Origin of the sequence: Streptomyces sp. NPDC090045 (assembly GCF_044747975.1) — a bacterium.
Classification (GTDB): Bacteria; Actinomycetota; Actinomycetes; order Streptomycetales; family Streptomycetaceae; genus Streptomyces.
Window position 1 is genome coordinate 173,688 of record NZ_JBIVFA010000010.1, and the last position, 25,113, is coordinate 198,800.

At 71.6% G+C, this 25,113-nt stretch carries 22 protein-coding genes and 1 pseudogene; 17 read left to right on the plus strand and 6 right to left on the minus strand.

Features of this window, described 5'->3' with window-relative positions; genetic code table 11:
* Positions 1 to 54 precede the first annotated feature (54 nt).
* Together ACIPYQ_RS25810 and ACIPYQ_RS25815 are read left to right on the plus strand one after the other, a co-directional pair.
* Positions 55 to 1,086, plus strand: a complete 1,032-nt coding sequence (locus ACIPYQ_RS25810) for an Rv2578c family radical SAM protein (RefSeq protein WP_401255450.1) — start codon at positions 55 to 57, stop codon at positions 1,084 to 1,086.
* A 122-nt stretch (positions 1,087 to 1,208) separates the two neighbouring features.
* Entirely contained in the window at positions 1,209 to 2,792 is a 1,584-nt protein-coding gene (locus tag ACIPYQ_RS25815) for an alpha/beta hydrolase (protein WP_401255453.1), read from the plus strand.
* 49 nt (positions 2,793 to 2,841) lie between these two features.
* Here the strand turns inward: ACIPYQ_RS25815 and ACIPYQ_RS25820 are convergent, their stop codons facing one another.
* On the minus strand, positions 2,842 to 3,393 hold the full coding sequence (locus ACIPYQ_RS25820; RefSeq protein WP_401255456.1) for an adenylosuccinate lyase: 552 nt from the start codon (positions 3,391 to 3,393) through the stop codon (positions 2,842 to 2,844).
* A 434-nt stretch (positions 3,394 to 3,827) separates the two neighbouring features.
* Here ACIPYQ_RS25820 and ACIPYQ_RS25825 point away from each other — a divergent pair, with 434 nt between their 5' ends.
* The 12 genes from ACIPYQ_RS25825 to ACIPYQ_RS25880 all read left to right on the plus strand — a co-directional run bounded on the left by ACIPYQ_RS25825 (position 3,828) and on the right by ACIPYQ_RS25880 (position 17,554).
* Entirely contained in the window at positions 3,828 to 5,624 is a 1,797-nt protein-coding gene (locus ACIPYQ_RS25825; RefSeq protein ID WP_401255459.1) for a 3-hydroxyacyl-CoA dehydrogenase family protein, read from the plus strand.
* 163 nt (positions 5,625 to 5,787) lie between these two features.
* The gene (locus ACIPYQ_RS25830; RefSeq protein WP_401255462.1) at positions 5,788 to 6,600 is read left to right on the plus strand and encodes a TetR family transcriptional regulator; all 813 of its coding nucleotides are present in this window, start codon (positions 5,788 to 5,790) and stop codon (positions 6,598 to 6,600) included.
* Positions 6,601 to 7,001: 401 nt separating this feature from the next.
* Positions 7,002 to 8,339 carry a crotonyl-CoA carboxylase/reductase gene (ccrA, locus tag ACIPYQ_RS25835; RefSeq protein WP_361762032.1) on the plus strand — a complete coding sequence of 446 codons (1,338 nt, stop codon included), beginning with the start codon at positions 7,002 to 7,004 and terminating at the stop codon, positions 8,337 to 8,339.
* Between the two features lie 31 nt (positions 8,340 to 8,370).
* Positions 8,371 to 10,440, plus strand: a complete 2,070-nt coding sequence (locus ACIPYQ_RS25840; RefSeq protein ID WP_401255466.1) for a protein meaA — start codon at positions 8,371 to 8,373, stop codon at positions 10,438 to 10,440.
* Positions 10,437 to 11,411 (plus strand): CoA ester lyase, encoded by a 975-nt coding sequence (locus tag ACIPYQ_RS25845; RefSeq protein WP_361762038.1) that lies wholly within the window; start codon positions 10,437 to 10,439, stop codon positions 11,409 to 11,411. The genes ACIPYQ_RS25840 and ACIPYQ_RS25845 overlap by 4 nt, the downstream gene beginning before the upstream one ends.
* Positions 11,412 to 11,416: 5 nt before the next feature.
* Entirely contained in the window at positions 11,417 to 11,929 is a 513-nt protein-coding gene (locus ACIPYQ_RS25850) for a MaoC family dehydratase (protein WP_030715386.1), read from the plus strand.
* 2 nt (positions 11,930 to 11,931) lie between these two features.
* Positions 11,932 to 13,137 (plus strand): acyl-CoA dehydrogenase family protein, encoded by a 1,206-nt coding sequence (locus ACIPYQ_RS25855; RefSeq protein ID WP_327412601.1) that lies wholly within the window; start codon positions 11,932 to 11,934, stop codon positions 13,135 to 13,137.
* 186 nt (positions 13,138 to 13,323) lie between these two features.
* A complete protein-coding gene (locus ACIPYQ_RS25860) occupies positions 13,324 to 13,980 on the plus strand; it encodes a phosphatidylserine decarboxylase (protein ID WP_030010161.1) in 657 nt (218 codons plus the stop codon).
* On the plus strand, positions 13,967 to 14,827 hold the full coding sequence (pssA, locus tag ACIPYQ_RS25865; protein WP_401255472.1) for a CDP-diacylglycerol--serine O-phosphatidyltransferase: 861 nt from the start codon (positions 13,967 to 13,969) through the stop codon (positions 14,825 to 14,827). Before ACIPYQ_RS25860 ends, pssA begins: the two co-directional genes overlap by 14 nt.
* A gap of 194 nt (positions 14,828 to 15,021) precedes the next feature.
* Positions 15,022 to 16,506: an AlkA N-terminal domain-containing protein gene (locus ACIPYQ_RS25870; RefSeq protein WP_401255475.1), complete on the plus strand. Its 1,485-nt coding sequence runs from the start codon at positions 15,022 to 15,024 to the stop codon at positions 16,504 to 16,506.
* A gap of 10 nt (positions 16,507 to 16,516) precedes the next feature.
* A complete protein-coding gene (locus ACIPYQ_RS25875; protein WP_401255478.1) occupies positions 16,517 to 17,041 on the plus strand; it encodes a methylated-DNA--[protein]-cysteine S-methyltransferase in 525 nt (174 codons plus the stop codon).
* A 117-nt stretch (positions 17,042 to 17,158) separates the two neighbouring features.
* Entirely contained in the window at positions 17,159 to 17,554 is a 396-nt protein-coding gene (locus ACIPYQ_RS25880) for an SHOCT domain-containing protein (protein ID WP_361762051.1), read from the plus strand.
* 15 nt (positions 17,555 to 17,569) lie between these two features.
* On the opposite strand, the gene ACIPYQ_RS25885 is transcribed toward ACIPYQ_RS25880, so the two are convergent.
* The 4 genes and pseudogenes from ACIPYQ_RS25885 to ACIPYQ_RS25900 all read right to left on the minus strand — a co-directional run.
* Positions 17,570 to 17,998 carry a hypothetical protein gene (locus ACIPYQ_RS25885; protein WP_361762054.1) on the minus strand — a complete coding sequence of 143 codons (429 nt, stop codon included), beginning with the start codon at positions 17,996 to 17,998 and terminating at the stop codon, positions 17,570 to 17,572.
* A 35-nt stretch (positions 17,999 to 18,033) separates the two neighbouring features.
* On the minus strand, positions 18,034 to 18,534 hold the full coding sequence (locus ACIPYQ_RS25890; protein ID WP_361762057.1) for an NUDIX hydrolase: 501 nt from the start codon (positions 18,532 to 18,534) through the stop codon (positions 18,034 to 18,036).
* An 18-nt stretch (positions 18,535 to 18,552) separates the two neighbouring features.
* On the minus strand, positions 18,553 to 18,684 hold the full coding sequence (locus ACIPYQ_RS25895) for a hypothetical protein (RefSeq protein ID WP_401255483.1): 132 nt from the start codon (positions 18,682 to 18,684) through the stop codon (positions 18,553 to 18,555).
* Between the two features lie 98 nt (positions 18,685 to 18,782).
* Positions 18,783 to 18,968, minus strand: a pseudogene (locus ACIPYQ_RS25900) (BCCT family transporter); the annotation flags it as partial.
* A 273-nt stretch (positions 18,969 to 19,241) separates the two neighbouring features.
* Here ACIPYQ_RS25900 and ACIPYQ_RS25905 point away from each other — a divergent pair.
* Positions 19,242 to 20,390 (plus strand): glycerate kinase, encoded by a 1,149-nt coding sequence (locus tag ACIPYQ_RS25905; RefSeq protein ID WP_401255486.1) that lies wholly within the window; start codon positions 19,242 to 19,244, stop codon positions 20,388 to 20,390.
* A gap of 204 nt (positions 20,391 to 20,594) precedes the next feature.
* On the opposite strand, the gene ACIPYQ_RS25910 is transcribed toward ACIPYQ_RS25905, so the two are convergent.
* On the minus strand, positions 20,595 to 21,176 hold the full coding sequence (locus tag ACIPYQ_RS25910; RefSeq protein ID WP_401255489.1) for a cysteine hydrolase family protein: 582 nt from the start codon (positions 21,174 to 21,176) through the stop codon (positions 20,595 to 20,597).
* Between the two features lie 107 nt (positions 21,177 to 21,283).
* Here ACIPYQ_RS25910 and ACIPYQ_RS25915 point away from each other — a divergent pair, with 107 nt between their 5' ends.
* Together ACIPYQ_RS25915 and ACIPYQ_RS25920 are read left to right on the plus strand one after the other, a co-directional pair.
* Positions 21,284 to 22,279, plus strand: a complete 996-nt coding sequence (locus ACIPYQ_RS25915; protein ID WP_401255492.1) for a GlxA family transcriptional regulator — start codon at positions 21,284 to 21,286, stop codon at positions 22,277 to 22,279.
* Complete coding sequence (locus ACIPYQ_RS25920) at positions 22,276 to 25,062, plus strand: SpoIIE family protein phosphatase (protein ID WP_401255495.1); 2,787 nt, start codon at positions 22,276 to 22,278, stop codon at positions 25,060 to 25,062. The genes ACIPYQ_RS25915 and ACIPYQ_RS25920 overlap by 4 nt, the downstream gene beginning before the upstream one ends.
* The last annotated feature ends 51 nt before the right edge of the window (positions 25,063 to 25,113 follow it).

A 25,113-nucleotide genomic window follows, 5' to 3' on the forward strand; every position in this document is an offset into this window, starting at 1 on the left:
ATCATGGGAACATTTGTTCTATTCTCTCGGCAGGGCTAGCGAGGGAGGCGCACCATGCGCTGGGAGAACCTGACCGAGGGCACCGCGGGTCCGGCCGCGCTCTTCGGGGCCGACGCCGTCGTGACGCGGACCTTCGACACCCCCGAATTCCGCGGGATCACCTTCCACGAGGTGCGGGCCCGGTCGATCGTCAACCGGGTGCCCGGCGCCTCGCGCATGCCGTTCGAATGGACCGTCAACCCCTACCGGGGTTGCAGCCACGCCTGTGTGTACTGCTTCGCCCGCAAGACGCACGGCTACCTCGACCTCGACACCGGAATCGGGTTCGACTCGCAGATCGTCGTCAAGACCAACGCCCCCGAGCTGCTGCGCCGCGAGCTCGGCTCGCCCCGCTGGAGCGGCGCGCACATCGCCATGGGCACCAACGTCGACTGCTACCAGCGCGCCGAGGGCCGCTACCGGCTGATGCCCGGCATCATCGAGGCGCTGCGCGACCGCGCCAACCCCTTCTCGATCCTCACCAAGGGCACGCTGATCCTGCGCGACCTCCCCCTCCTGCGGGAGGCCGCCGAGCTCACCGAGGTCGGGATCTCGGTCTCCGTGGGCTTCACGGACACCCCGCTGTGGCGGACCGTCGAGCCCGGCACGCCCTCCCCCGCCGCCCGGCTGGGCGCCGTACGGACCCTCACCGACGCCGGCATCGAGTGCGGGGTGCTGATGGCCCCGGTGATCCCCTTCCTCGGGGACCGCCCGGAGCAGCTGCGGGCCACCGTCCGCGCCATCGCCGAGTCCGGCGCGACCTCCGTGACACCCCTGGTACTCCATCTGCGCCCCGGCGCCCGCGAGTGGTTCACGGCCTGGCTGGGCGAGCACCATCCGCACCTCGTGGAGCGGTACGAGCGGATGTACGCGGGCGGCTCGTACGCCCCCACCTGGTACCAGCGCCAGATCACCCGCCAAGTCCACGAACTCGCGGCCGAATTCGGCATCGGGCCGTCCCGGCGCGGCGGGGCCCGCCGGGTCGTGACACCCGAGCGTCCGGCCGCGGAGGCTCCCGCCGGGGCCACCCAGCTCACCCTGCTCTGACCTCGGACGGCCTCCGCGGGCCGCTGAAGGCTCATCACATCGGGCCAATGAGCAGCCAAATACCGCCTTCCGGGCGTGGTTTCCGGGACGATTCCGCCCAGAACCCTCGGCTGGGAGGCCCCATGCTCCACCCCTTGAAGAAGCGCGCCGCAGTCCTGCTGTCGATCGCCACCGTCGCCGCCGCCCTCGCGAGCCCGGTCACCGCGGCCCCTGCGGCTCCTGCGGCCCCCGCGGCCCCCGGAGCGGAGCAGGCCGCCGCGCTGCGGTGGACCGGCTGCGCGACCCCGCGCTACCCCACCCTGCAGTGCGCCTCCCTCAAGGTCCCCCTCGACCACGCCCGGCCCGCCGGACGCCAGATCTCCCTCGCCCTGACCCGGGTGCCCCACACCGCCGCCACCTCCCAGGGCCCGCTGCTGGTCAACCCGGGCGGGCCGGGCGGAAGCGGCCGCAGCCTGGCCGGATTCATCGCCTCCGCCCTCCCCAAGGACGTGGCCGCGCAGTACGACGTGATCGGCTTCGACCCCCGGGGCGTCGGCAAGAGCGAGCCCGCCCTCGACTGCGGGGCCGGCCACTTCGCCCCCGTCCGCCCGGACTCCGTACCCCGCGACGCGGCAACCGAGTCGGCCAACCTGGAGCGGGTGCGGGCCTTCGCCGAGTCCTGCGGGACCAAGCACGCGGACGTGCTGCCGCACATCGGCACCGTGTCCGCGGCGCAGGACATCGAGCTGCTGCGCGCCGCCCTGGGCGCGCAGCGGATCAGCTACTTCGGCTACTCGTACGGGACCTACCTGGGCGCGGTGTACGCCAAGCTCCACCCGGGCCGGGTGCACCGGCTCGTCCTGGACTCCGTGGTCGACCCGGGCGGGGTTTGGTACGAGGACAACCTGGCGCAGGACCGGGCCTTCGACGCCCGCCACAAGGCGTTCCTGGCCTGGGTGGCCGCCCACGACGCCACGTACGGGCTCGGCACCGACCCGGCGGTGGTCGAGGAGCGCTGGTACGCGATGCGCGAGGGGGTGCGGCAGACGCCGGCCGGCGGCAAGGTGGGGGCGTCCGAACTGGAGGACACCTTCATGCCGGGCGGCTACTTCAACGGCTACTGGCCGAACCTCGCCGAGGCCTTCGCGGCGTACGAGGTGAAGCAGGACCCGAAGCCGCTGGTGGCGGCGTACGAGCGGTTCGGCGCGGTGGAGCCCTCAGCGGGCAACGCCTACAGCGTCTACACGGCGGTGCAGTGCCGGGACTCGGCCTGGCCGAGGGACTGGAACCAGTGGCGCGCGGACATGTGGCGCACGCACGCCGAAGCCCCGTTCATGACCTGGAACAACGCCTGGTACAACGCCCCGTGCGCGTTCTGGCCGACGGAGGCGCTGCAGGCCCCGGACGTGACCAACGCCGATCTGCCCCCGGCCCTCCTCCTCCAGGCGACGGAGGACGCGGCGACCCCGTTCGGGGGTGCGCTCAGCATGCGGGACAAGCTGAAGGGCTCGGCCCTGGTGGTGGAGGAGGGCGGCGGCAACCACGGCATCGCCCTGAGCGGCAACAAGTGCCTGGACGAGAAGGTGTCGGCGTACCTGAGGACGGGGCGGGCCGCGGACGCCACCTGCCCCGCGCAGGCGGCCCCGAAGCCGGCCGCGGCGACCCGCGCGGTCCCGCCCTCGGCGGGCGGCGCGGCCCTGCACGGCCTGCTCGGCTTCCGGGGCTGAGCGTCGCCTGACGGGACCGGCCCCGGCCGGGCGGCCGGCGCCGGTCCCGTCAGGCGAGCGCGCGCAGTGCGGCCGTGGCCGCCACCGCGAGGCGGGGGTGGGACTGGGCGCGGGTGAGGAGTTCGCGCGCGCGGGGGTCGGCGAGGGCGCCGAGCCCCTCGACGCAGGCCAGGGCCACCCGCCAGTACGGGTCGTTCGGGGACAGCAGCCGCGACAGGGTGGTCAGCAGGGCGGGTACGGACTCGGGGGCGCGCAGGGCGGTGAGCAGCCGGACGGGCTGGAGGGCGTAGGCCGTGCGCAGGCCGTTGGTGGCGAGGGCCGCGGCCGCGCGGGCGGTGCGCGGGTCGTCCAGGACGGCCAGCGCCTCGGCGGCGGCGGCGCAGCGGGGCGGGTCCCGGTGGTTGAGGAGCAGGACGAGGGATTCGAAGGCCCGGCGGTCGCCCGCGAGGCCCAGCCGGTACGCGGCCAGTTCGCGGGCCCACAGGGGCAGCCCGGCGGAGGTCAGGGAGGCCGCCAGGTCGTCGGGGCCGGCCGTGAGCAGCACCTCGTACTCGGGGGACTGCCCCGCCTCCGCCCGCAGGCGCTCCAGCACGTCGTTCACGCGGCCACCCTAGGCCGACGCGGGAGCCGCCACGCCGGGTTCCGGGAGATCGGCGGAGGCGGGTTGATCGATGATCGATGATCGGTACATTTGGGCGGTACAGGTCACATCTCCGCGCTATGGCGCACCAGTTACCGACGAGTTACTGTCCTCGTAACGCAACACGTACGAGGACGGCCTGGTGACGCAGCCGCCCCGTGCCGGTCGGTTCGTTTCTCGCACGGTGTGACCCCGGGACAGGGTTCCACCGCTTCCACCCTCCGGGCTGCCCTCCCTCTGGGCCCTCCCGCCGGGTTCCCTCCCCTTGGGCCGCCGCCCGGGGTTCTTCACCGCACGGCATTCCGTACGACCCTCCGCACGGCATTCCGTACGGCACCCGCGCGCTGTGCACCGCGCGTCCCTCAGTCGTCACCCTCTTCCACTGGAGTCCCTCGATGGACCGTCAGTCCAGTCAGCCCACCCTCCAGACCATCGCCGTCGTCGGCCTCGGCACGATGGGCACCGGCATAGCCGAGGTCCTCGCCCGGGCCGGCCGCGAGGTCATCGGCATCGACGTCAGCGAGACCGCGGCCCGCCGGGCCGCTGCCGCCCTCGCGTCGGCCACCGCACGCTCCGTCACCCGGGAGCGCCTCACCGAGCAGGAGCGGGCGGACGTGCTCGCCCGCTTCCGCACCTTCACCGACCTGGCCGCCGCCGCCGAGGCCGACCTCGTGATCGAGGTCGTTCCCGAGTCGTACGAGGTCAAGCAGCAGGTGTTCCGCGAGCTCGACGCGATCGTGCGCCCCGACGCCATCCTGGCCACGGGCACCAACGCCCTCTCGGTGACCCGGCTGGCCGCCGAGTCCCAGCGCCCCGAGCGCGTGCTGGGCCTGCACTTCTTCAACCCGGCCCCGGCGATGAAGCTGGTCGAGGTCGTCTCCTGCGTCCTCACCGCCCCGCCGGCCGTGGAGGCGGTCACCGAGCTGGCCCGCGAGCTCGGCAAGGAGCCCGTCGCGGTCGGCGACCGGCCCGGTTTCGTCGCCGACGGCCTGCTCTTCGGCTACCTCAACCAGGCCGCCGCGATGTACGAGGCGAAGTACGCCTCCCGCGAGGACATCGACGCGGCGATGCGGCTCGGCTGCGGTCTGCCGATGGGCCCGCTCGCGCTGCTCGACCTGATCGGCGTGGACACCGCCCGCACCGTCCTGGAGGCCATGTACGCCTCCTCCGGCGACCGGCTGCACGCCCCGGCCCCGATCCTCGGGCAGCTCGCCGCCGCGGGCCTGACCGGGCAGAAGTCGGGCCGCGGCTTCTACACGTACGAGGCGGCCGGCAGCTCCACGGTCGTCCGCGACCTCCAGACCCCGCTGGACGGGTCCCTGCTCGGTGCGGGCCGTCCGGTCAGCTCGGTCGGCGTGGCCGGCTCCGGCACCATGGCGAGCGGCATCGCCCAGGTCTTCGCCCAGGCCGGGTACGACGTGGTCCTGGCCGCCCGCAGCCAGGAGAAGGCGGACGCGGCGAAGGCCGCCATCGGCAAGTCCTTGGGCCGTGCGGTGTCCAAGGGCCGGCTGACGAAGGAGGCCGCGGACCGGACCCTGGACCGGATCGCCCCGGCCGGTTCGCTGGAGGCCTTCGCCGAGGTGGACCTGGCCGTGGAGGCCGTCGCCGAGGACCTGGCGGTCAAGCAGGAGCTGTTCGCCGCCCTCGACAAGGTCTGCAAGCCGGGTGCGGTGCTCGCCACCACCACCTCCTCGCTGCCGGTGATCGCGGTGGCCCGCGTGACCTCGCGCCCGCAGGACGTGATCGGCATGCACTTCTTCAACCCGGCGCCGGCCATGAAGCTGGTCGAGGTGGTCCGGACCGTCCTGACCGCCGACGACGTGCACGCCACGGTCCGCGAGATCTGCGTGAAGGTGCGCAAGCACCCGGTGGACTGCGGGGACCGGGCCGGCTTCATCGTGAACGCGCTGCTGTTCCCGTACCTCAACAACGCGATCAAGATGGTCGAGCAGCACTACGCCGGCATCGACCAGATCGACGCGGCGATGAAGCTGGGCGGCGGCTACCCGATGGGGCCGTTCGAGCTCCTCGACGTGGTCGGCCTCGACGTCTCGCTGGCCATCGAGAAGGTCCTCCACAAGGAGTTCCGCGACCCCGGCCTGGCCCCGTCCCCGCTGCTGGAGCACCTGGTGGCGGCGGGCTGCCTGGGCCGGAAGACCGGCCGCGGATTCCGTGAGTACGCCCGCCGGTAACCGGTCGGGCCACGAGCCGGATGCGTGGGGAGGGCTGCTCGGGTCCGCCGGACCCTCACGGCGGACTGACCCTCCCGAGCCCAGTGCGGGCTCTCCCCCGCATCCACCCCTCTCCCACCCCCCGCAGGCGCGCTCCCCTGCTCGAATGAAGTACTTTCGCTCTATGTCCCAGCCCGCCAAGACCTCGCCCCGCGCCGCCACGGCCTCCGACACCCCGGAGAGCCCGGTCGGCACCAAGGCGGCCGCCCAGCGGCTCAAGATGCGCCGCGAGCTCGCCGCCGCGGCCATGGAGCTCTTCGCGACCAAGGGGTACGAGGCGACGACGGTCGACGAGATCGCCGCGACCGCCGGGGTGGCGCGCCGGACCTTCTTCCGGCACTTCCGGTCCAAGGAAGAGGCGATCTTCCCGGACCACGACGACACCCTGACCCGCGCCGAGGCCGTCCTGGACGTGGCCCCGGCGCACGAGCACCCGCTCGACACGGTGTGCCGCGGGATCAAGGAAGTCATGAAGATGTACGCCGCCTCGCCGGCGGTGTCGGTGGAGCGCTACCGGCTGACCCGCGAGGTGCCGGCGCTGCGGGAGCGGGAGATCGCCTCGGTGGCCCGGTACGAGCGGCTGTTCACGCGCTATCTGCTGGCCCACTTCGACGAGCACGACCACCACGACGGCAACGACGACCCGCTGCTGGCCGAGGTGGCCGCCTCGGCGGTGGTCACCGCCCACAACCACGTGCTGCGGCGCTGGCTGCGGGCCGGCGGCCAGGGGGACGTGGAGGCGCAGCTGGACCACGCCTTCTCGATCGTCCGGAAGACCTTCGGCACGGGGATCGGCGCGGGCCGCACCCTGAGCACCGCGCCGGCCGCGCCCGCGGCGGTCCGTACGGAGGGCGAGGTGCTGGTCGCGGTGGCCCGCACGGACGCTCCGCTCGACGAGGTCATGCGGACCATCGAAGAGGCCCTGCGCACCAAGTAGCGACACCCGTAGCGACTCTCGTCACAGCGGCCGCCCCCGTTTCGGGGGCGGCCGCTTTTTTGTGTCCGGAGTATGTCCGGCTTGCCCGTACTCGACGGTAACTTTGATCGATCATCGCTCATCGGTGCAGGTCAATCGGCAAATGAGAGAAAGTTTTGGCACGCGGTGCCTTGCCGGGTGACACGGGGTGCCATACGTTGAATCTCGTCCGGATGTCCCCGCGACCCGTGCCCACACCGCACGGAACGCGCCCCGGATTGCCTGCGTCACCAGGCACCGCACGCCTCACCACGGGCGTCGCCCAGCACCACCGCACCAGCCGGACCGACGGCACACCACACCAGCACCACGCACCCCGTTACCTCAGCGCACCCTCATCAGCGCTAGCCGGAGGCTCTCTCGTGAAGGACATCCTGGACGCGATTCAGTCGCAGTCCGCCACTGCCGCAGACTTCGCAGCCCTGCCGCTGCCCGACTCGTACCGTGCGATCACCGTGCACAAGGACGAGGCGGAGATGTTCGCGGGGCTGACGACGCGCGAGAAGGACCCGCGCAAGTCCATCCACCTGGACAACGTCCCGGTGCCGGAGCTCGGCCCGGGCGAGGCCCTCGTCGCCGTCATGGCCTCCTCGGTCAACTACAACTCCGTGTGGACCTCGATCTTCGAGCCGGTCTCCACCTTCAACTTCCTGGAGCGCTACGGGCGCCTGTCGGAGCTCACCAAGCGCCACGACCTCCCGTACCACGTCATCGGCTCCGACCTCGCGGGCGTCGTGCTGCGCACCGGCCCCGGCGTCAACGCCTGGAAGCCGGGCGACGAGGTCGTCGCGCACTGCCTCTCGGTCGAGCTGGAGTCCTCGGACGGCCACAACGACACGATGCTCGACCCCGAGCAGCGCATCTGGGGCTTCGAGACGAACTTCGGCGGCCTGGCGGAGATCGCCCTGGTCAAGTCGAACCAGCTGATGCCGAAGCCGGACCACCTGAGCTGGGAGGAGGCCGCCTCCCCCGGTCTGGTCAACTCCACCGCCTACCGCCAGCTGGTCTCCCGCAACGGCGCCGGCATGAAGCAGGGCGACAACGTCCTGATCTGGGGCGCGAGCGGCGGGCTCGGCTCGTACGCCACCCAGTTCGCCCTCGCCGGCGGCGCCAACCCGATCTGCGTGGTCTCCTCCCCCGAGAAGGCGGACATCTGCCGGGCGATGGGCGCGACCGCGGTCATCGACCGCAACGCCGAGGGCTACAAGTTCTGGAAGGACGAGCACACCCAGGACCCGAAGGAGTGGAAGCGCTTCGGCAAGCGCATCCGCGAGCTGACCGGCGGCGAGGACATCGACATCGTCTTCGAGCACCCGGGCCGCGAGACCTTCGGCGCCTCGGTCTACGTCACCCGCAAGGGCGGCACCATCACCACCTGCGCCTCGACCTCGGGCTACATGCACGAGTACGACAACCGCTACCTGTGGATGTCACTCAAGCGGATCATCGGCTCGCACTTCGCGAACTACCGCGAGGCGTGGGAGGCCAACCGCCTGATCGCCAAGGGCAAGATCCACCCCACCCTGTCGAAGGTCTACTCCCTGGAGGAGACCGGCCAGGCCGCCTACGACGTCCACCGCAACCTCCACCAGGGCAAGGTCGGCGTCCTCGCGCTGGCCCCCGAGGAGGGCCTCGGCGTCCGTGACCACGAGATGCGCGCCAAGCACCTCGACGCGATCAACCGCTTCCGCAACGTCTGAGTCGGCTCAAAGGCCATAAGGATCGCCTGAGATGACAGAGCGCCAGAAGGACCGTCCGTGGCTCATGCGGACGTACGCCGGCCACTCCACGGCCGAGGCGTCCAACGAGCTGTACCGCCGCAACCTCGCCAAGGGCCAGACGGGTCTGTCGGTCGCCTTCGACCTGCCGACCCAGACCGGCTACGACCCCGACCACATCCTCGCCCGCGGCGAGGTGGGCCGGGTCGGGGTCCCGGTCTCCCATCTGGGCGACATGCGGCGGCTGTTCCAGGACATACCCCTGGAGCAGATGAACACCTCGATGACGATCAACGCCACCGCCATGTGGCTGCTGGCGCTCTACCAGGTGGCCGCCGAGGAGCAGGGAGCGGACGTCTCCCAGCTCCAGGGCACCACCCAGAACGACATCGTCAAGGAGTACCTCTCGCGCGGGACGCACGTCTTCCCGCCGGGGCCGTCCCTCCGCCTGACGACGGACATGATCGCGTACACGGTCAACCACATCCCGAAGTGGAACCCGATCAACATCTGCAGCTACCACCTGCAGGAGGCCGGGGCCACCCCGGTCCAGGAGATCTCGTACGCGATGTCCACGGCGATCGCGGTCCTCGACTCGGTGCGCGACTCGGGCCAGGTGCCCGAGGAGCGCTTCGGCGAGGTCGTCGCCCGCATCTCCTTCTTCGTGAACGCGGGCGTCCGCTTCATCGAGGAGATGTGCAAGATGCGCGCCTTCGGCCGCATCTGGGACAAGGTCACCCGTGAGCGCTACGGCATCGAGAACGACAAGCAGCGCCGCTTCCGGTACGGCGTCCAGGTCAACTCGCTCGGTCTGACCGAGGCCCAGCCGGAGAACAACGTCCAGCGCATCGTGCTGGAGATGCTCGCGGTCACCCTCTCCAAGGACGCCCGCGCCCGCGCCGTGCAGCTGCCCGCCTGGAACGAGGCGCTGGGCCTGCCCCGGCCCTGGGACCAGCAGTGGTCGCTGCGCATCCAGCAGGTCCTGGCGCACGAGAGCGACCTGCTGGAGTACGAGGACATCTTCGCCGGATCCCACGTCATCGAGGCCAAAGTCGACTCCCTGGTCGCCGACTGCCTGGCCGAGATCGACCGGATCCAGGAGATGGGCGGCGCCATGGCCGCCGTCGAGTCCGGGTACCTGAAGGGCGAGCTGGTCTCCTCGCACGCCGAGCGGCGGGCGCGGATCGAGGCCGGCGAGGACAAGATCGTCGGTGTCAACTGCTTCCAGCAGACCGAGGAGAACCCCCTCACGTCCGACCTGGACGGCGCCATCATGACGGTCGACCCGGCAACGGAGGCGCTCACCGTCGAGCGCATCGTCCGCTGGCGGGCGGAGCGTCAGGAGTCCTCGGACCGGCAGGGGAACGGCGACCCGTTCGTCTTCCCCACCACCCAGCAGGCGCTGGAGCGCCTCAAGGAGGCCGCGGCCGGCACCGAGAACCTGATGGAGGCCACCCTGGAGTGCGCCCGGGCCGGTGTCACCACGGGCGAGTGGTCGAGCGCGCTGCGCGAGGTGTTCGGCGAGTTCCGCGCCCCGACCGGGGTCTCCTCGGCCCCGGTCGCGGTCACCGCCGAGCCCGGCACCCCGATGCACGAGGTCCGCGAGAAGGTGGCGCGGACGGCCGACGAGCTCGGCTCGGGCCGGCTGCGCCTGCTGGTCGGCAAGCCGGGTCTGGACGGGCACTCCAACGGCGCCGAGCAGATCGCCGTCCGGGCCCGCGACGCGGGCTTCGAGGTGGTCTACCAGGGCATCCGGCTGACCCCGGAGGAGATTTCCTCCGCGGCGCTGGCCGAGGACGTGCACTGCGTGGGACTGTCCATCCTGTCCGGCTCGCACAGCGCTCTCGTCCCGGACGTCCTGGAGCGGCTCCGTCAGGCGGGGGCGGGTGACATCCCCGTCATCGTCGGCGGCATCATTCCGAACGCGGACGCCGTGACGCTCAAGGCGGCCGGAGTCGCCGCCGTCTTCACCCCGAAGGACTTCGGCATCACGGAGATCATCGGACGTATCGTCGACGAGATCCGCAAAGCCAACAAACTCGCCCCTCTCGAAATCCTTGCAAGCACGGAGGTCCCCGCATGACCACGCCCGTCCACCCGGTGAACCGTCTTCGCCCGCGTCGCTCCTGCCTCGCGGTCCCGGGTTCGAACCCGCGCTTCCTGGAGAAGGCCCAGGGCCTGCCGGCCGACCAGGTCTTCCTGGACCTGGAGGACGCCTGCGCGCCGCTCGCCAAGGAAGGCGCCCGCCACACGATCGTGGACGCGCTGAACAACGGCGACTGGACGGGCAAGACCCGGGTCGTGCGCGTCAACGACTGGACCACGCACTGGACGTACCGCGACGTCATCACGGTGGTCGAGGGCGCCGGCCAGAACCTCGACTGCATCATGCTGCCGAAGGTCCAGGACGCCCAGCAGGTCGTGGCCCTGGACCTGCTGCTGACGCAGATCGAGAAGACGATGGGCTTCGAGGTCGGCAAGATCGGCATCGAGGCGCAGATCGAGAACGCCAAGGGCCTGGTGAACGTCGACGAGATCGCCGCCGCCTCGCCCCGGCTGGAGACCATCATCTTCGGCCCGGCCGACTTCATGGCCTCCATCAACATGAAGTCGCTGGTCGTGGGCATGCAGCCGCCCGGCTACGGCGCGGACGCCTACCACTACATCCTGATGCGGATCCTGATGGCGGCCCGCATGCACAACCTCCAGGCGATCGACGGCCCCTTCCTCCAGATCCGTGACGTGGACGCCTACCGCGAGGTGGCGGGCCGGGCGGCGGCGCTGGGCTTCGACGGCAAGTGGGTCCTGCACCCCGGCCAGGTCGACGCGGCCAACGAGGTCTTCTCCCCCTCCCAGGAGGACTACGACCACGCCGAGCTCATCCTCGACGCGTACGACTGGTGCACCTCGGAGGCCGGCGGCAAGAAGGGCTCCGCGATGCTCGGCGACGAGATGATCGACGAGGCCAGCCGCAAGATGGCCCTGGTCATCGCGGGCAAGGGCCGGGCGGCCGGCATGGAGCGCACCACCAAGTTCGAGATCCCGGAGGCCTGATCCCGATGCAGTTCGGACGCACGTACGAAGAGTTCGAGGTCGGGGCGGTTTACAAGCACTGGCCCGGAAAGACCGTCACCGAGTACGACGACCACCTCTTCTGTCTGCTGACCATGAATCACCACCCGCTCCACATGGACAGCAATTACGCGGAGAACACGACCGACTTCGGCAAGAACGTGGTCGTGGGCAACTACATCTACTCGCTGCTGCTCGGCATGTCCGTGCCGGACGTCTCCGGGAAGGCCATCGCCAACCTGGAGATCGAGTCCCTGCGGCACGTGGCGCCGACCTTCCACGGCGACACCATCTACGGCGAGACCACGGTCCTCGACAAGACCCCGTCGAAGTCGAAGAACGACCGCGGCATCGTCTACGTCGAGACCAAGGGCTACAAGCAGGACGGCACCCTCGTCTGCGTCTTCCGGCGCAAGGTGATGGTCCCGACCGAGACGTACATCAAGGAGCGCGGCGGCGAGCAGCCCGGCCGCCCCCAGCTGAAGACCCAGGAGAAGTAGCCATGGCCCGACTCGCCCAGACCGCCGGGCTCACGGACGTCCAGCGGGAGATCCTGAAGACCGTCCGGGAGTTCGTCGACAAGGAGATCATCCCGGTCGCGACCGAGCTGGAGCACCGCGACGAGTACCCGCAGCAGATCGTCGACGGTCTCAAGGAGCTCGGCCTCTTCGGCCTGATGATCCCGGAGGAGTACGGCGGCCTGGGTGAGTCGCTTCTCACCTACGCCCTGTGCGTCGAGGAGATCGCGCGGGGCTGGATGTCCGTCTCGGGCATCATCAACACCCACTTCATCGTGGCGTACATGCTCAAGCAGCACGGCACGCAGGAGCAGAAGGACTATTTCCTCCCCCGGATGGCGCTTGGCGAGGTGCGGGGCGCGTTCTCGATGTCCGAGCCGGCCCTGGGCTCCGACGTGTCGGCCATCTCCTCGAAGGCGGTGAAGGACGGCGACGAGTACGTCCTGAACGGCCAGAAGATGTGGCTGACGAACGGCGGCAGCTCCACCCTGGTGGCCGTTCTCGTCCGAAGTGACGAAGGACACCCCGAGGGCACGGCGCCCCACAAGTCGATGACGACCTTCCTCGTCGAGAAGGAGCCCGGCTTCGGTGAGGTCCGTCCCGGCCTGACCATCCCGGGGAAGATCGACAAGATGGGCTACAAGGGCGTCGACACGACCGAGCTCATCATGGACGGACTGCGCATTCCGGCCAATCGGGTCCTCGGAGGCCAGACGGGCCGAGGGTTTTACCAAATGATGGACGGGGTCGAGGTCGGCCGCGTGAACGTGGCGGCGCGTGGCTGTGGCGTCGCTCAGCGTGCTTTCGAACTGGGTGTCTCCTATGCCCAGCAACGTCACACTTTCGGCAAGGCGATCGCCGAACACCAGGCCATCCAGTTCAAGCTGGCCGAGATGGCTACCAAGGTCGAAGCCGCCCATGCGATGATGGTCAATGCAGCACGCAAAAAGGACTCCGGGGAACGAAACGACCTCGAAGCAGGGATGGCGAAGTACCTCGCCTCCGAATACTGCAAGGAGGTGGTCGAGGACGCCTTCCGCATCCACGGCGGATACGGGTTCTCGAAGGAGTACGAGATCGAGCGTCTCTACCGGGAGGCTCCGATGCTGCTGATCGGTGAAGGTACCGCCGAGATCCAGAAAATGATCATTGGGCGACGCCTGCTCGAGGAGTACCGACTCCAGGGCTGAAAGTCCCTTTTGCGGCGAATCATCCATGGGTTCGTCGCGAAAGGGTTACTACCAGTCACTGGCCGACGGTCATCGACTCGGCTTCTGGCTTGCCCAGTTGTTGCGTGCAACCGATAGCATTCCAGTAAAGCCGCCGTCCCGTCCCCCTGTTTGCGGCGCGGCAATCACCCGCTACGAAGGTCATCCATGCCCCACAGCCAAACCTCTGCACCTCGCGACAGCCTCCTTGGCGTACGCCTCGCGCGCGGAGCATCGCCGTGGCTTCTGCCGACCGTCGCCACCGCGGCGCTCAGCCTCACCCGGGCCCGCAAGTCCGGACGCTGGGCCGCGGCGGCCGTGCCCGCCACCGCGCTCGCCGCGGGCATGCTGTGGTTCTTCCGCGACCCCGAGCGTGAGATCGCTCAGGGCCGTGTCATCTCCCCCGCCGACGGTGTGGTGCAGAGCATCATGCCGTGGAAGGACGGACGGACCCGGGTCGCGATCTTCATGAGCCCGCTGAACGTCCACGTCAACCGCGCGCCCCTCGCGGGCACGGTGACGTCCGTGGAGCACATCCCCGGCGGATTCGTCCCGGCGTTCAACAAGGAGAGCGAGAACAACGAGCGCGTTGTCTGGCACTTCGACACCGAGCTCGGCGACATCGAGATGGTGCAGATCGCCGGCGCCGTCGCCCGTCGCATCGTCCCGTACCTGCCGGCCGGCACCAAGGTGGAGCAGGGCGAACGCATCGGTCTGATCCGCTTCGGCTCCCGCGTCGACATCTACCTCCCCGAGGGAGTCGAGGTCGCGGTCGAGGTCGGTCAGGCCACCACCGCGGGGGTGACACGAATTGACCGTGACTGACCCTGAGACTCCGGCCGCCGGCTGGGTGCCCGAACCTGTCGAGGAGGAGTCCGCCGAGGACGACATGCCGCTCTCGCTGCGGCTGTCGATAGCGGACACCCTCACGCTCGGCAACGCGACGTGCGGATTCATGGCGGTGTACTTCACCACCACCGGGATCCTCATCCCGCACCTCACCGGCAGTGGCGAGTCGGGCATGGCCCGTAACAGCGCCGCGACGGCAGTGATACTGATGCTGCTCGCCGCGGTCTTCGACCTCTTCGACGGCATCGTGGCCCGCAAGCTGCGCAGCTCGCCGATGGGTGCCGAGCTGGACAACCTGTCCGACCTGATCAGCTTCGGCCTGGCCCCGGCCTACTTCGTGCTCGTCTACGGCATGGTCGCCGTGGACGCGCACCAGAAGATGTCGGCGCTGGCCGCGATCGTGGTGCTGCTCGCCGTGGTGCTGCGACTCGCGAGATTCAGCTGCGTGACGATGAAGGACGGCGTGTTCCAGGGCATGCCGAGCCCCTTCGGCGCGCTGACGGTCGTCTCGATCGTGCTGCTGGAGCTGCCGTTCATCCCGACCCTGCTGGCGATCATCGGGGTGGCCTGGCTGATGGTGAGCCGGGTCGAGTACCCGAAGCCGCGGGGCGTGCTCGCCGTGGCGATGCTGTGCTGGATCGTCAGCGCGATGGGGCTGCTGGCGGCCTGGGCGTTCGACGCCCCGGGCGGTCAGCTCCTGCTCCAGACCGGCTGCGCCCTGCAGATCGCGATGGCGGCGACCATTCCGCTGTTCGCGACGACCCGCCGGGCGAACACGTTCCGTCACAACAGGCGGGAAGCACGAGCCGCGACGCTGCGCTGAGCTCAGCTGTGAGAGAGGGCCCCTGGATGCCATCGGCATCCAGGGGCCCTCTTGTTTTCCAGCCCGCGCGGCGCCGTTGCGGGGGCTCCGCCCCCGGGCCCCGCGCCTCAAACGCCGGCGAGGCTGTATTTCCCGCTAGCCTTGATGTCGGAAAACCGCCAGCCGGAGGCATCCGCAGCCCGGATCCTGGAGTCATGCACACCGATACAGAGCGTTGCGTGAGGGCCGTGCAGTCGAAGGACGCACGCTTCGACGGCTGGTTCTTCACCGCCGTGCTCACCACCCGGATCTACTGCCGGCCCAGCTGCCCCGCCGTCCCGCCGAAGGTCGAGAACATGACCTTCCTGCCCAGCGCCGCCGCCTGCCAGCAGGCCGGGTTCCGGGCGTGCAAGCGGTGCCGGCCCGACACCAGCCCCGGCTCGCCGGAGTGGAACGCACGGGCCGACGCCGTCGCGCGCGCGATGCGGCTGATCCAGGACGGGGTCGTCGACCGGGAGGGCGTGCCGGGGCTCGCGACGCGGCTCGGGTACTCCACCCGCCAGGTGGAGCGGCAGCTCAACGCCGAGCTGGGGGCCGGCCCGCTCGCCCTGGCGAGGGCCCAGCGCGCGCAGACCGCCCGGCTGCTCATCGAGACCTCCGAGCTGCCCATGGGCGACGTGGCCTTCGCGGCCGGGTTCTCCTCCATCCGCACCTTCAACGACACCGTCCGCGAGGTCTTCGCCCTGTCCCCGAGCGAGCTGCGGGAGCGGGCCCTGAAGGCCGGCCGCCACAAGAACGATCCGCCCCGGATCCCGGGGACGATCAGCCTGCGGCTGCCGTTCCGGGCCCCTCTGAACCCCGACAACCTCTTCGGGCACCTCGCCGCGACCGCGGTCCCCGGCGTAGAGGAGTGGCGCGACGGCGCCTACCGCCGCACCCTGCGCCTCCCCCACGGCACCGGCGTCGTCGCCCTGACCCCCCAGCCCGACCACATCGGCTGCCGCCTCGCCCTGACCGACCTGCGCGACCTCACCATCGCCATCAGCCGCTGCCGCTGGATGCTCGACCTGGACGCCGACCCGGAGGCCGTCGACGAGCAGCTGCGCTCCGACCCGCTGCTGGCCCCGCTCGTGGACAAGGCCCCCGGGCGCCGGGTCCCCCGGACGGTCGACGCGCAGGAGTTCGCCGTACGGGCGGTGCTGGGCCAGCAGGTGTCCACCGCGGCGGCCCGTACGCACGCGGCCCGGCTGGTGACCGCGCACGGCGAGCGCGTCGAGGACCCCCTGGGCGGGCTGACGCACCTGTTCCCCTCCCCGCAGGCGCTCGCCGCGCTGGACCCGGAGTCCCTGGCCCTGCCGCGCAGCCGCCGCACGACGCTGACCACCCTGGTCTCGGAGCTCGCGGACGGCTCGCTGCCGCTCGGCTTCGACAGCGACTGGGAGGAGGCCCGGGCGCAGCTGTCGGCGCTGCCCGGCTTCGGCCCGTGGACCACCGAGATCATCGCGATGCGGGCGCTCGGCGACCCGGACGCGTTCCTGCCGTCCGATCTGGGGGTGCGGCGGGCGGCCCAGAGGCTCGGGCTGCCGGCCGGCCCCGCCGCGCTGACCGCCCGTGCGGCCGCCTGGCGGCCGTGGCGCGCGTACGCCGTCCAGTACCTGTGGGCCACCGACGCCCACCCGATCAACCACCTGCCGGTCTGAGGAGCACATCATGCGAACCACCGTGAACAGCGGAAAGCAGCACGCCGTCGTCGACAGCCCCTACGGCCCGCTCACCCTGGTCGCCACGGACGGCGTCCTCAGCGGCCTCTACATGACGGGGCAGCGCCACCGGCCGGCCGAGGAGTCCTTCGGGGAGCGGGTCGCCGCCACCGAGGAGCCGTTCCCCGAAGTGGAGCGCCAGCTGGCCGCGTACTTCGCCGGGGAGCTCACCGCGTTCGACCTGCCCCTGCGTCTGGAGGGCACCGATTTCCAGCGCAGCGTCTGGGACCAGCTCGTACGGATCCCGTACGGCGAGACCTGGTCGTACGGGGAGCTCGCGGCGAAGCTGGGCAAGCCGAACGCCTCGCGCGCGGTGGGTCTGGCCAACGGCAAGAACCCGGTCGGCATCATCGTGCCGTGCCACCGGGTGATCGGCGCCTCGGGCGGCATGACCGGCTACGGCGGCGGGCTGGACCGGAAGGTGCGGCTGCTGGCCTTCGAGTCCGGGCAGCCGCTCCAGGACCAGCTGATCTAGGACCCCGCCCGGCCCCGGTCCCGGTCCCGAGCCCGTCCTCCCGGTGCCCCGCTCCGCATGCGTACCCGGTGCGGCGGGCGTATGAAGGAAGGAATCGCGACAAGATCGGAGCCGGGCATGGACGACTACCCACTTCTCAACGTCTTCTGGACGATGTTGTGGCTGTTCCTGTGGATCATGTGGTTCTTCCTGCTCTTCAAGGTCATCACGGACCTGTTCCGTGACCACAGCCTCAGCGGCTGGGGGAAGGCGGGATGGCTGATCTTCGTGCTGCTGCTGCCGTTCCTCGGCGTGTTCGTCTACCTCATCGCCCGGGGCAGGAGCATGGGCGAGCGGGACATGAAGCAGGTGCAGGAGAACGAGGCGGCCTTCCGGAGCTACGTCCAGCAGGCGGCGGGTCCCACCGGCGGCGTCGGCGCGGCCGACCAGCTGCACAAGCTGTCCGCCCTCAAGGACAAGGGCGACATCACGCAGGAGGAGTTCGACCGCGCCAAGGCCAAGCTCCTGGCCTGAGCGTCTCCTGCGGGGTCAGACGACGAGGAGCGGGACCAGCAGGGCGAAGGCGGCGCCGGCCTCCACGGCGTAGCTGTAGAGCGAGGGGTGCTGGACGGGGGCGGCGAGCAGGACCACGCTCTGCTGGGCGGCGGCCGCCGCCACCCATTCGGCGTCGGCCCCCAGGTTTCCCTCGTACCAGCCCTCGCAGGAGCCGGGGCCGCTGACGGCGAGCAGGTCGTCCTCGCGCCGGTACAGGGCCCGCCACTCGGTGGCGGGCACCGACCAGCCCTCGTAGTCGGTGAACCGGGACCAGCCGCCCTCACGGATCGCCGTGTCGAACATCCAGACCGGCATCCCCTCCGGGGTCACCTCTCCGGCGGACTGCTGGTCGGTGGTGAAGTGGACCATGGGAAGGGCGTCGGGCCCGTCTGCGGTACTGGGCCAGGCGTACATCGTGATCATCAGCTGATTCTGTCCTGCTCGCAGTAAGCCTCGTGTTACGAAACGGCCGGTCGGCGGCCGTTCTCCAGTTCCACCGTGCCCTCGCCCGACTGCAGTACCCGGTACGCCTCTTCGGTACGCCGGCCGAGCGATCCGGGGAGGTGCGCGGCGAGTTCGGCGGGCTCGACCAGCCGCCAGGAGATCAGCTCCTCCTGCTGGAGCTTGATCGAGGCGAGCTGTCCGGCGTCGAGCACGCCGCCGTCGTAGACGTAGGCGACCAGCGGCGGGCGGTCGGCGCCGAGGGACCAGTCGACGGCGAGCAGCCGGCCGAGCGGGAGGTCGAGGCCGATCTCCTCGGCGCTCTCGCGGCGGGCGGCGGTGCGCGGCGACTCGCCCTCGTCGGACTCGATGGTGCCGCCCGGAAGGGTCCACCCCTCGCGGTAGTTGGGCTCGACGAGCAGGACCCTGCCCTCGGCGTCCCGGTAGAGGGCGGCCGCGCCGGCCAGCACCTTGGGCAGGCTCGCGATGTACGTGGCGAAGTCATCCGTGGTGGTCACGCAGCCACCCTACCGAGATCACGCCCCGGAGCCGCCAGGCCCGTCCCCGCGGTCCCGGCCCTTGGACCCGGCGACGCGCCGCAGCCGCGGATGGCGGTCGGGCCCCTGCTCGGTGACGGCGTCGCCGACCACGGCCCGGACGGCGGCCATCAGCACGCCCCGGGTGACGACGAGCCAGGTGGGCGGGTGGAGGGAGCCGCGGCGGCGAGCACGATATTGGTGGCGCTCAGCCACTTCACCCCCTTGTGCAGGCCGGAGAAGGCGGAGCTGAGGCGGTTGCCGCGGCCCTTGCGGAAGGTCGCGTAGGCGAGGGCCAGGCCGGCGATGCCGTAGATGGCCCAGGGGGTGAGGGTCCAGTGGAAGCAGGAGTACTCCATGGCCGCGAGGGCGGCGGCGCCCGTGCGGGGGGCCGCCCCGGAGGCGGGCGGCGGGGCCGGGCGACGACGGCCAGTACCGCGATCACGCCGATGGTGACGACGGTGCGGTCGGGTGCGCCGTCTACGGGGCCGCCGGAGGCCGCGCCCGGGCGTCCGGACGTGGCTGTTCCAGTGATTCGGCGCTCATGCGGCCACACTATGCAGGCGTATATCCGTATTTAGGGGCATGGCGCGCCGGGTGTGGCCCAGGCCACTCATGGGCATAGGAGGATCCTCCGGATAAGCTCATGGCGGCGCGACTGCACTGTTCGATAGCAAGGGATTAGCAAGGTGACGGACGGAGCAGTAACTGAGGCCGCGCGCGTACTCATCGCCGCGGACAAATTCAAGGGCTCGCTCACGGCCGTTCAGGTCGCGGAGCGGGTGACGGCCGGCCTTCGCTCGGCCGTACCGGGCGTGGAGATCGAGACCCTCCCCGTCGCGGACGGCGGCGACGGTACGGTCGCGGCCGCCGTGGCCGCCGGTTTCGAGCGCCGGGAGGTACGGGTCACCGGACCCCTCGGTGACCAGGTCACGGCCGCCTTCGCACTGCGCGAGGGCACCGCGGTGGTCGAGATGGCGGAGGCCTCCGGGCTGCAGCTGCTGCCGGCGGGCACCTTCGCCGCGCTGACGGCGACCACGTACGGCTCGGGCGAGCTGCTGAAGGCCGCGCTGGACGCGGGCGCGCGCTCGATCGTTTTCGGCGTGGGCGGCAGTGCCACCACCGACGGCGGCGCCGGCATGCTGGCCGCGCTGGGCGCCGTGTTCCTGGATGCGAACGGCGAACCCGTCGGTCCGGGCGGCGGCGCACTGGCCGACCTGGCCTCGGCCGACCTGTCCGGCGTCGACCCGCGCTTCGCCGACGTGGAATTCGTCCTCGCGAGCGACGTGGACAACCCGCTGACCGGCCCGAAGGGCTGCGCCGCGGTCTACGGCCCGCAGAAGGGGGCCTCGCCCGAGGACGTGGCGACGCTCGACGCGGCGCTGGCCCACTTCGCGGTGGTGCTGGAGAAGTCGATCGGCGCGAAGGCCGCTGAGTGTGCGGTGCTCCCGGGTGCGGGCGGCGCGGGCGGCATCGGCTACGGCGCCCTGCTGCTCGGCGCGACGTTCCGTCCCGGCATCGAGCTGATGCTGGAGGTGCTGGGCTTCGCCCCGGCCCTGGAGCGGGCCACGCTCGTCATCACCGGTGAGGGTTCGCTGGACGAGCAGACCCTGCACGGCAAGGCCCCGGCGGGCGTCGCGGCCGCGGCGCGCGCGGCCGGCAAGCCCGTGGTGGCGGTGTGCGGCCGGCTGCTGCTGACCCAGGAGGCCCTGGAGGCGGCCGGCATCCGCAAGGCGTACCCGCTCACGGACCTGGAGCCCGACCCGGCGAAGTCCATCCCGAACGCGGGTCCCCTGCTGGAGCGGGTCGCGGCCACCATCGCAGCCGACGTTCTCTGACGCGGCCGCCTAGTACAGCCCCGCCGGCGTTTGAGGCGCAGGTCCGGGCGGAGCCCGGTGCCCGGCGGAGCCGGGTTCTCCCCCAGCTACCGCTGGGAGGTGCCCCCAGGGGCTCCGCCCCAGACCCCGCTCCTCAAACGCCGGAGGGGCTGGATCTGGCCCCGGCACGGCTGAATGGTGCCGTCGGGCGAGGCTGGGGCGGGGCTATGCCTCGAGGAGGTCGGCCGTGGTGATCACGCGGGCGAAGCCGCCGCCGTGGAGGCTCACCGCGGTGGCGGTGGCGAGTTCGTCCGCCGTCAGGCTCAGGCCCGCCGGCCCGGCGAGGTCGAAGGTGTGGGTGGCGTCGAGCGGGACGAGTACCTCGTAGCCCAGGTTCCCCGCCATCCGGGCGGTGGTCTCGACGCACATGTTGGTCTGGATGCCGACCACCACCAGCTGGCCTATGCCCTGGGCCTTCAGCCAGTCGGCCAGGTCCGGGGTCCCGTAGAAGGCCGAGTTCACGGTCTTGGTGACCAGCAGGGCCCCGTCGCGCCGCTTCTCGACCAGGTCCTTGAAGGCGTGGCCGGGGTGGTCTGCGGCGAGGACCGAACCCGGCTGCACGGACGCGTGCCGGACGAGGACCACCGGACGGCCGGCCGCCTGCCAGGCATCCATCAGGGCGGCGATGTTGTCCTCGGCGGCCGGGTTGTTGCGGGGCCCCCAGAAGGACGCGTCGTCGAAGCCCTTCTGCACGTCGATGACCAGCAGGGCACTGTTCGGGGCGATCTCGATCGCGGTCGTTGTCATGGCTCCATGCTGTCCGCCGGGCCGCGGGCCCGACAGCGGCTGCGAGGTCCCGGACCGATGGGATCCTGCCAGGGTGGCAGTCACGCCCCTGCTGACACACTGGCCCCATGCGCCGCGTCGCCATCGTCGTCCAGCCCGGTATCCGCAGCTTCGACCTCGCCGTCATCACCGAGGTCTGGGGCCCCGACCGCAGCCGCGCCGGGGTTCCGGAGTTCGAGCTGCGCCGGTGCGCCGCGGAGCCCGGTCCGATCCCGCTGCCCGGCGGGCTGACCCTGGCGCCCGACGGCGGGCTCGACTGGCTGGCCTCGGCCGACCTGGTCGTCGTACCGGCCCTGGCCGAGCCGTCCGATCCGACGCCGGGGCCGGTCCTCGCGGCCCTGCGGGAGGTGCACGGCCGGGGCGTGCCGATCGCCGCCCTGTGCGCCGGAGCGTTCGTCCTGGCGGAGGCCGGGCTGCTGGCGGGCCGCCGGGCGGTCACCCACTGGTGGCTGGCGCCGCAGCTCGCCGCCCGCTACCCGGAGGTCGTGGTCGAGGACGCCCCGCTCTACGTCGAGGACGGCGGGCTGTGGACCTCCGCCGGGGTGGCCTCCGGGATCGACCTCTGCCTGCACCTGGTCCGGGAGGCGCACGGCGCCGAGGCCGCCGCCGCCATCGCCCGCTCGATGGTGACGGGCCCCTTCCGCACCGGGGGCCACGCCCAGTACCTGGACCGGCCCGTGCCGGCCGCGGACCGGACCGCCGAGGCACTGGCCGCCGTACGGGAGCGGGCCCTGCGCTCCCTGCACGAGCCGCTGTCCGTGGCCACCATGGCCCGCTGGGCCGGCATGTCCCCGCGCTCCTTCGCCCGGCACTTCGCCGCGGCCACCGGCACCACCCCGCACCGCTGGCTCCTGGGCCACCGGCTGGACGCGGCCCGCAAGCTGCTGGAGCGCACCGACCATCCGGTGCCGGAGGTGGCCCGGCGGGCCGGTTTCGCCAGCGAGGTCACCTTCCGCCAGCACTTCACCTCGTACGTCGGCCTCGGCCCCCGTGCGTATCGTGCGGCCGCCGCCGCCCCCGCAGCCGCTCCAAACCCTCCGGACAGTGTTAGAAAGGGCTCATGACCGGACGTAATGGTCGCCAGCCGACCGGGCGGGGTTCGCGCCTGCGGGCACGCCTGTCCCTCGGGGCCCACAGCGTCGCCGGTCAGGTCTTCGCCCTGCAGGCGGTGATCGTGCTGCTGCTGATCACCGCTGCCGCGGTGGCCCTGGTGGTCCAGGCCCGGGTCGACAGCGAGCGCGACGCCCGCCACCGCTCGCTCGCGGTCGCCGAGGGCTTCGCCCACTCCCCCGGTCTCGCGGCGGCCCTGGCGTCGCGGAATCCGACCCCCACGCTCCAGCCGCTGGCCGAGGCCGCCCGCCGGGCCTCGGGCGTCGACTTCATCGCCGTGATGAACACCGACGGGGTCCGCTACACCGACCCGATTCCCGAACTGATCGGCAAACGGGCGACCGGCGACCTCAGCCGCGCCGTCGCCGGGCGCTCCTTCACCGAGACCTTCAGGGGCGAGCCGAGCGACGCCGTCCGGGCCGTGGTCCCCGTACGGAACGCCGAAGGCGTCGTCGTCGGCCTGGTCGGCACCGGCATAGAGGTCGCGAACGTCTCCATGGTGGTGGAGGGCCAGCTGCCGCTGCTGCTCGGCGCGGCCGCGGGCGGCCTGGCGCTCGGCACCGCGGGCGCCGCCCTGGTCAGCCGCCGGCTGCGGCGCCAGACGCGCGGCCTGGGCCCCGCCGAGATGACCCGGATGAACGAGCACCATGAGGCGGTGCTGCACGCCGTGCGCGAGGGGGTGCTCATCATCGGCGCGGACGACCGGCTCGTCCTCGCCAACGACGAGGCCCGCCGGCTCCTCGACCTGACGCCGGACTCCGAGGGGCGCGCCGTCGCCGACCTCGGTCTCGATCCGCGCACCACCGAGCTGCTCGTCTCCGGCCGGGTCGTGACGGACCAGGTGCACCTGGCGGGCGACCGGCTGCTCGCCGTCAACGTACGGCCCACCAAGCAGTACCGGGGCATGTCCACGGGCAGCGTAGTGACCCTGCGCGACTCCACGGAGCTCGCCGCCGTGTCCGGCCGGGCCGAGGTGGCCCGCGGCCGGCTGCAGCTGCTGTACGACGCCGGGGTGCGGATCGGGACCACCCTGGACGTGGTGCGGACCGCCGAGGAGCTGTCGGAGGTCGCGGTCCCGCGCTTCGCGGACTTCGTCACCGTGGAGCTGCTGGATCCGGTGCTGCGGGGGGACGAGCCCTCCTCGGCCTCCGGCACCTACTCAGAGATGCGCCGGGCGGCCATCACCGGCATCCGCACCGACACGCCGCTCCAGCCGGCCGGCGACGTCATCCGGTTCGTCGTGCCCACGGCCCCGATGGCGGCGGCCCTGGACGCCGGACACGCGGTGCTCGCGGCCGACCTGAACGCGGCCATGGGCTGGCGGGCCCAGGACGAGGAAGGGACCCGCGAGGCCCTCGAGTACGGACTCCACTCGCTGATCTCCGTACCGCTCCAGGCGCGCGGCGTGGTCCTGGGCATGGCCAACTTCTGGCGGGCCGACACCCCGGAGGCCTTCGACGAGGAGGACCTGTCCTTCGCGGAGGAGCTGGGCGCACGCGCGGCCGTCTCCATCGACAACGCCCGCCGCTTCACCCGCGAGCACGCGATGGCCGTGACCCTCCAGCGCCGCCTGCTGCCCCGGGTGCTGCCCGAGCAGAACGCCGTGGACGTGGCATTCCGCTATCTCCCCGCGAAGGCGGGGGTGGGCGGGGACTGGTTCGACGTGATCCCGCTGCCCGGCACCCGTGTGGCCCTGGTCGTCGGCGACGTCGTCGGGCACGGGGTGCACGCGGCGGCCACCATGGGCCGGCTGCGGACCGCCGTGCACAATTTCTCCACCCTGGACCTGCCGCCCGACGAGCTGCTCGGCCATCTGGACGAGCTGATCCACCGGATCGACCAGAACGAGACCGGGGCCGTCCCGGACGAGGACGGAGATGACCCGGAGGGGGAGCCCGAGCCCGCCGCGGTCACCGGTGCCACCTGTCTCTACGCGATCTACGACCCGGTTTCCGGGCGGTGCACGATGGCCAGCGCCGGGCACCCGGGGCCCGCGCTGATCAGCCCCGACGGACAGGTGGAGTTCCCCGAGCTGCCGGCCGGGCTCCCGCTCGGCGTGGGTGGCATGCCCTTCGAGACCACCGAGTTCACGCTGGCCGAGGGGAGCCGCCTCGCGCTGTTCACCGACGGCCTGGTGGAGGACCGCGACCGGGACTTCGACACCGGCCTGCGCCTGCTGGGCGAGACGCTGTCGCGGCCGGGCCGCAGCCCGGAGCAGGCCTGTGCGGACGTGCTCGCCGTGATGCTGTTCCCGGTGCCGAGCGACGACATCGCCCTGCTGGTCGCCGACACCCGGCGGGTGGAGGCCGACCGCATCGCCGAGTGGGAGGTGCCCGGCGAGGCCTCGGCCGTCTCGCGGGTGCGCAACGCGGGCTCCGCGCAGCTCGCCGCCTGGGGGCTGGAGGAGATCTCCTTCACGACGGAACTCATCCTCAGCGAGCTGATCACCAACGCCATCCGGTACGGGAGCGCGCCCGTGCGGGTCCGGCTGCTGCGCGACCGCACCCTCATCTGCGAGGTCTCCGACGGCAGCAGCACCTCCCCCCACCTGCGGTACGCGGCCACCACCGACGAGGGCGGGCGCGGGCTGTTCCTCGTCGCCCAGTACGCCGACCGGTGGGGCACCCGCTACACCGAGCGCGGCAAGGTCATCTGGGCCGAGCTGCCCCTGACCGGGGGCGGGGATCAGGAACCGGGGCCGCCGGACCTGGACGCGCTGGAGAACATGGCCTGGTGACCGCGCCATGGCCGGTGGCCGAGGTGTGGCCGGCGGCCGGGGTGTGCCGCG

Coding starts and splice junctions, on each gene's coding strand:
- ACIPYQ_RS25850 (WP_030715386.1), top strand. CDS start 11,417: ATGCAGTTCGGACGCACGTACGAAGAGTTCGAGGTCGGGGCGGTTTAC.
- ACIPYQ_RS25870 (WP_401255475.1), top strand. CDS start 15,022: ATGCACACCGATACAGAGCGTTGCGTGAGGGCCGTGCAGTCGAAGGAC.
- ACIPYQ_RS25880 (WP_361762051.1), top strand. CDS start 17,159: ATGGACGACTACCCACTTCTCAACGTCTTCTGGACGATGTTGTGGCTG.
- ACIPYQ_RS25860 (WP_030010161.1), top strand. CDS start 13,324: ATGCCCCACAGCCAAACCTCTGCACCTCGCGACAGCCTCCTTGGCGTA.
- ACIPYQ_RS25810 (WP_401255450.1), top strand. CDS start 55: ATGCGCTGGGAGAACCTGACCGAGGGCACCGCGGGTCCGGCCGCGCTC.
- ACIPYQ_RS25910 (WP_401255489.1), bottom strand. CDS start 21,176: ATGACAACGACCGCGATCGAGATCGCCCCGAACAGTGCCCTGCTGGTC.
- ACIPYQ_RS25830 (WP_401255462.1), top strand. CDS start 5,788: ATGTCCCAGCCCGCCAAGACCTCGCCCCGCGCCGCCACGGCCTCCGAC.
- ACIPYQ_RS25915 (WP_401255492.1), top strand. CDS start 21,284: ATGCGCCGCGTCGCCATCGTCGTCCAGCCCGGTATCCGCAGCTTCGAC.
- ACIPYQ_RS25895 (WP_401255483.1), bottom strand. CDS start 18,684: ATGGCCGCCGTCCGGGCCGTGGTCGGCGACGCCGTCACCGAGCAGGGG.
- ACIPYQ_RS25920 (WP_401255495.1), top strand. CDS start 22,276: ATGACCGGACGTAATGGTCGCCAGCCGACCGGGCGGGGTTCGCGCCTG.
- ACIPYQ_RS25825 (WP_401255459.1), top strand. CDS start 3,828: ATGGACCGTCAGTCCAGTCAGCCCACCCTCCAGACCATCGCCGTCGTC.
- ACIPYQ_RS25815 (WP_401255453.1), top strand. CDS start 1,209: ATGCTCCACCCCTTGAAGAAGCGCGCCGCAGTCCTGCTGTCGATCGCC.
- ACIPYQ_RS25885 (WP_361762054.1), bottom strand. CDS start 17,998: ATGATCACGATGTACGCCTGGCCCAGTACCGCAGACGGGCCCGACGCC.
- ACIPYQ_RS25845 (WP_361762038.1), top strand. CDS start 10,437: ATGACCACGCCCGTCCACCCGGTGAACCGTCTTCGCCCGCGTCGCTCC.
- ACIPYQ_RS25840 (WP_401255466.1), top strand. CDS start 8,371: ATGACAGAGCGCCAGAAGGACCGTCCGTGGCTCATGCGGACGTACGCC.
- ACIPYQ_RS25855 (WP_327412601.1), top strand. CDS start 11,932: ATGGCCCGACTCGCCCAGACCGCCGGGCTCACGGACGTCCAGCGGGAG.
- ACIPYQ_RS25875 (WP_401255478.1), top strand. CDS start 16,517: ATGCGAACCACCGTGAACAGCGGAAAGCAGCACGCCGTCGTCGACAGC.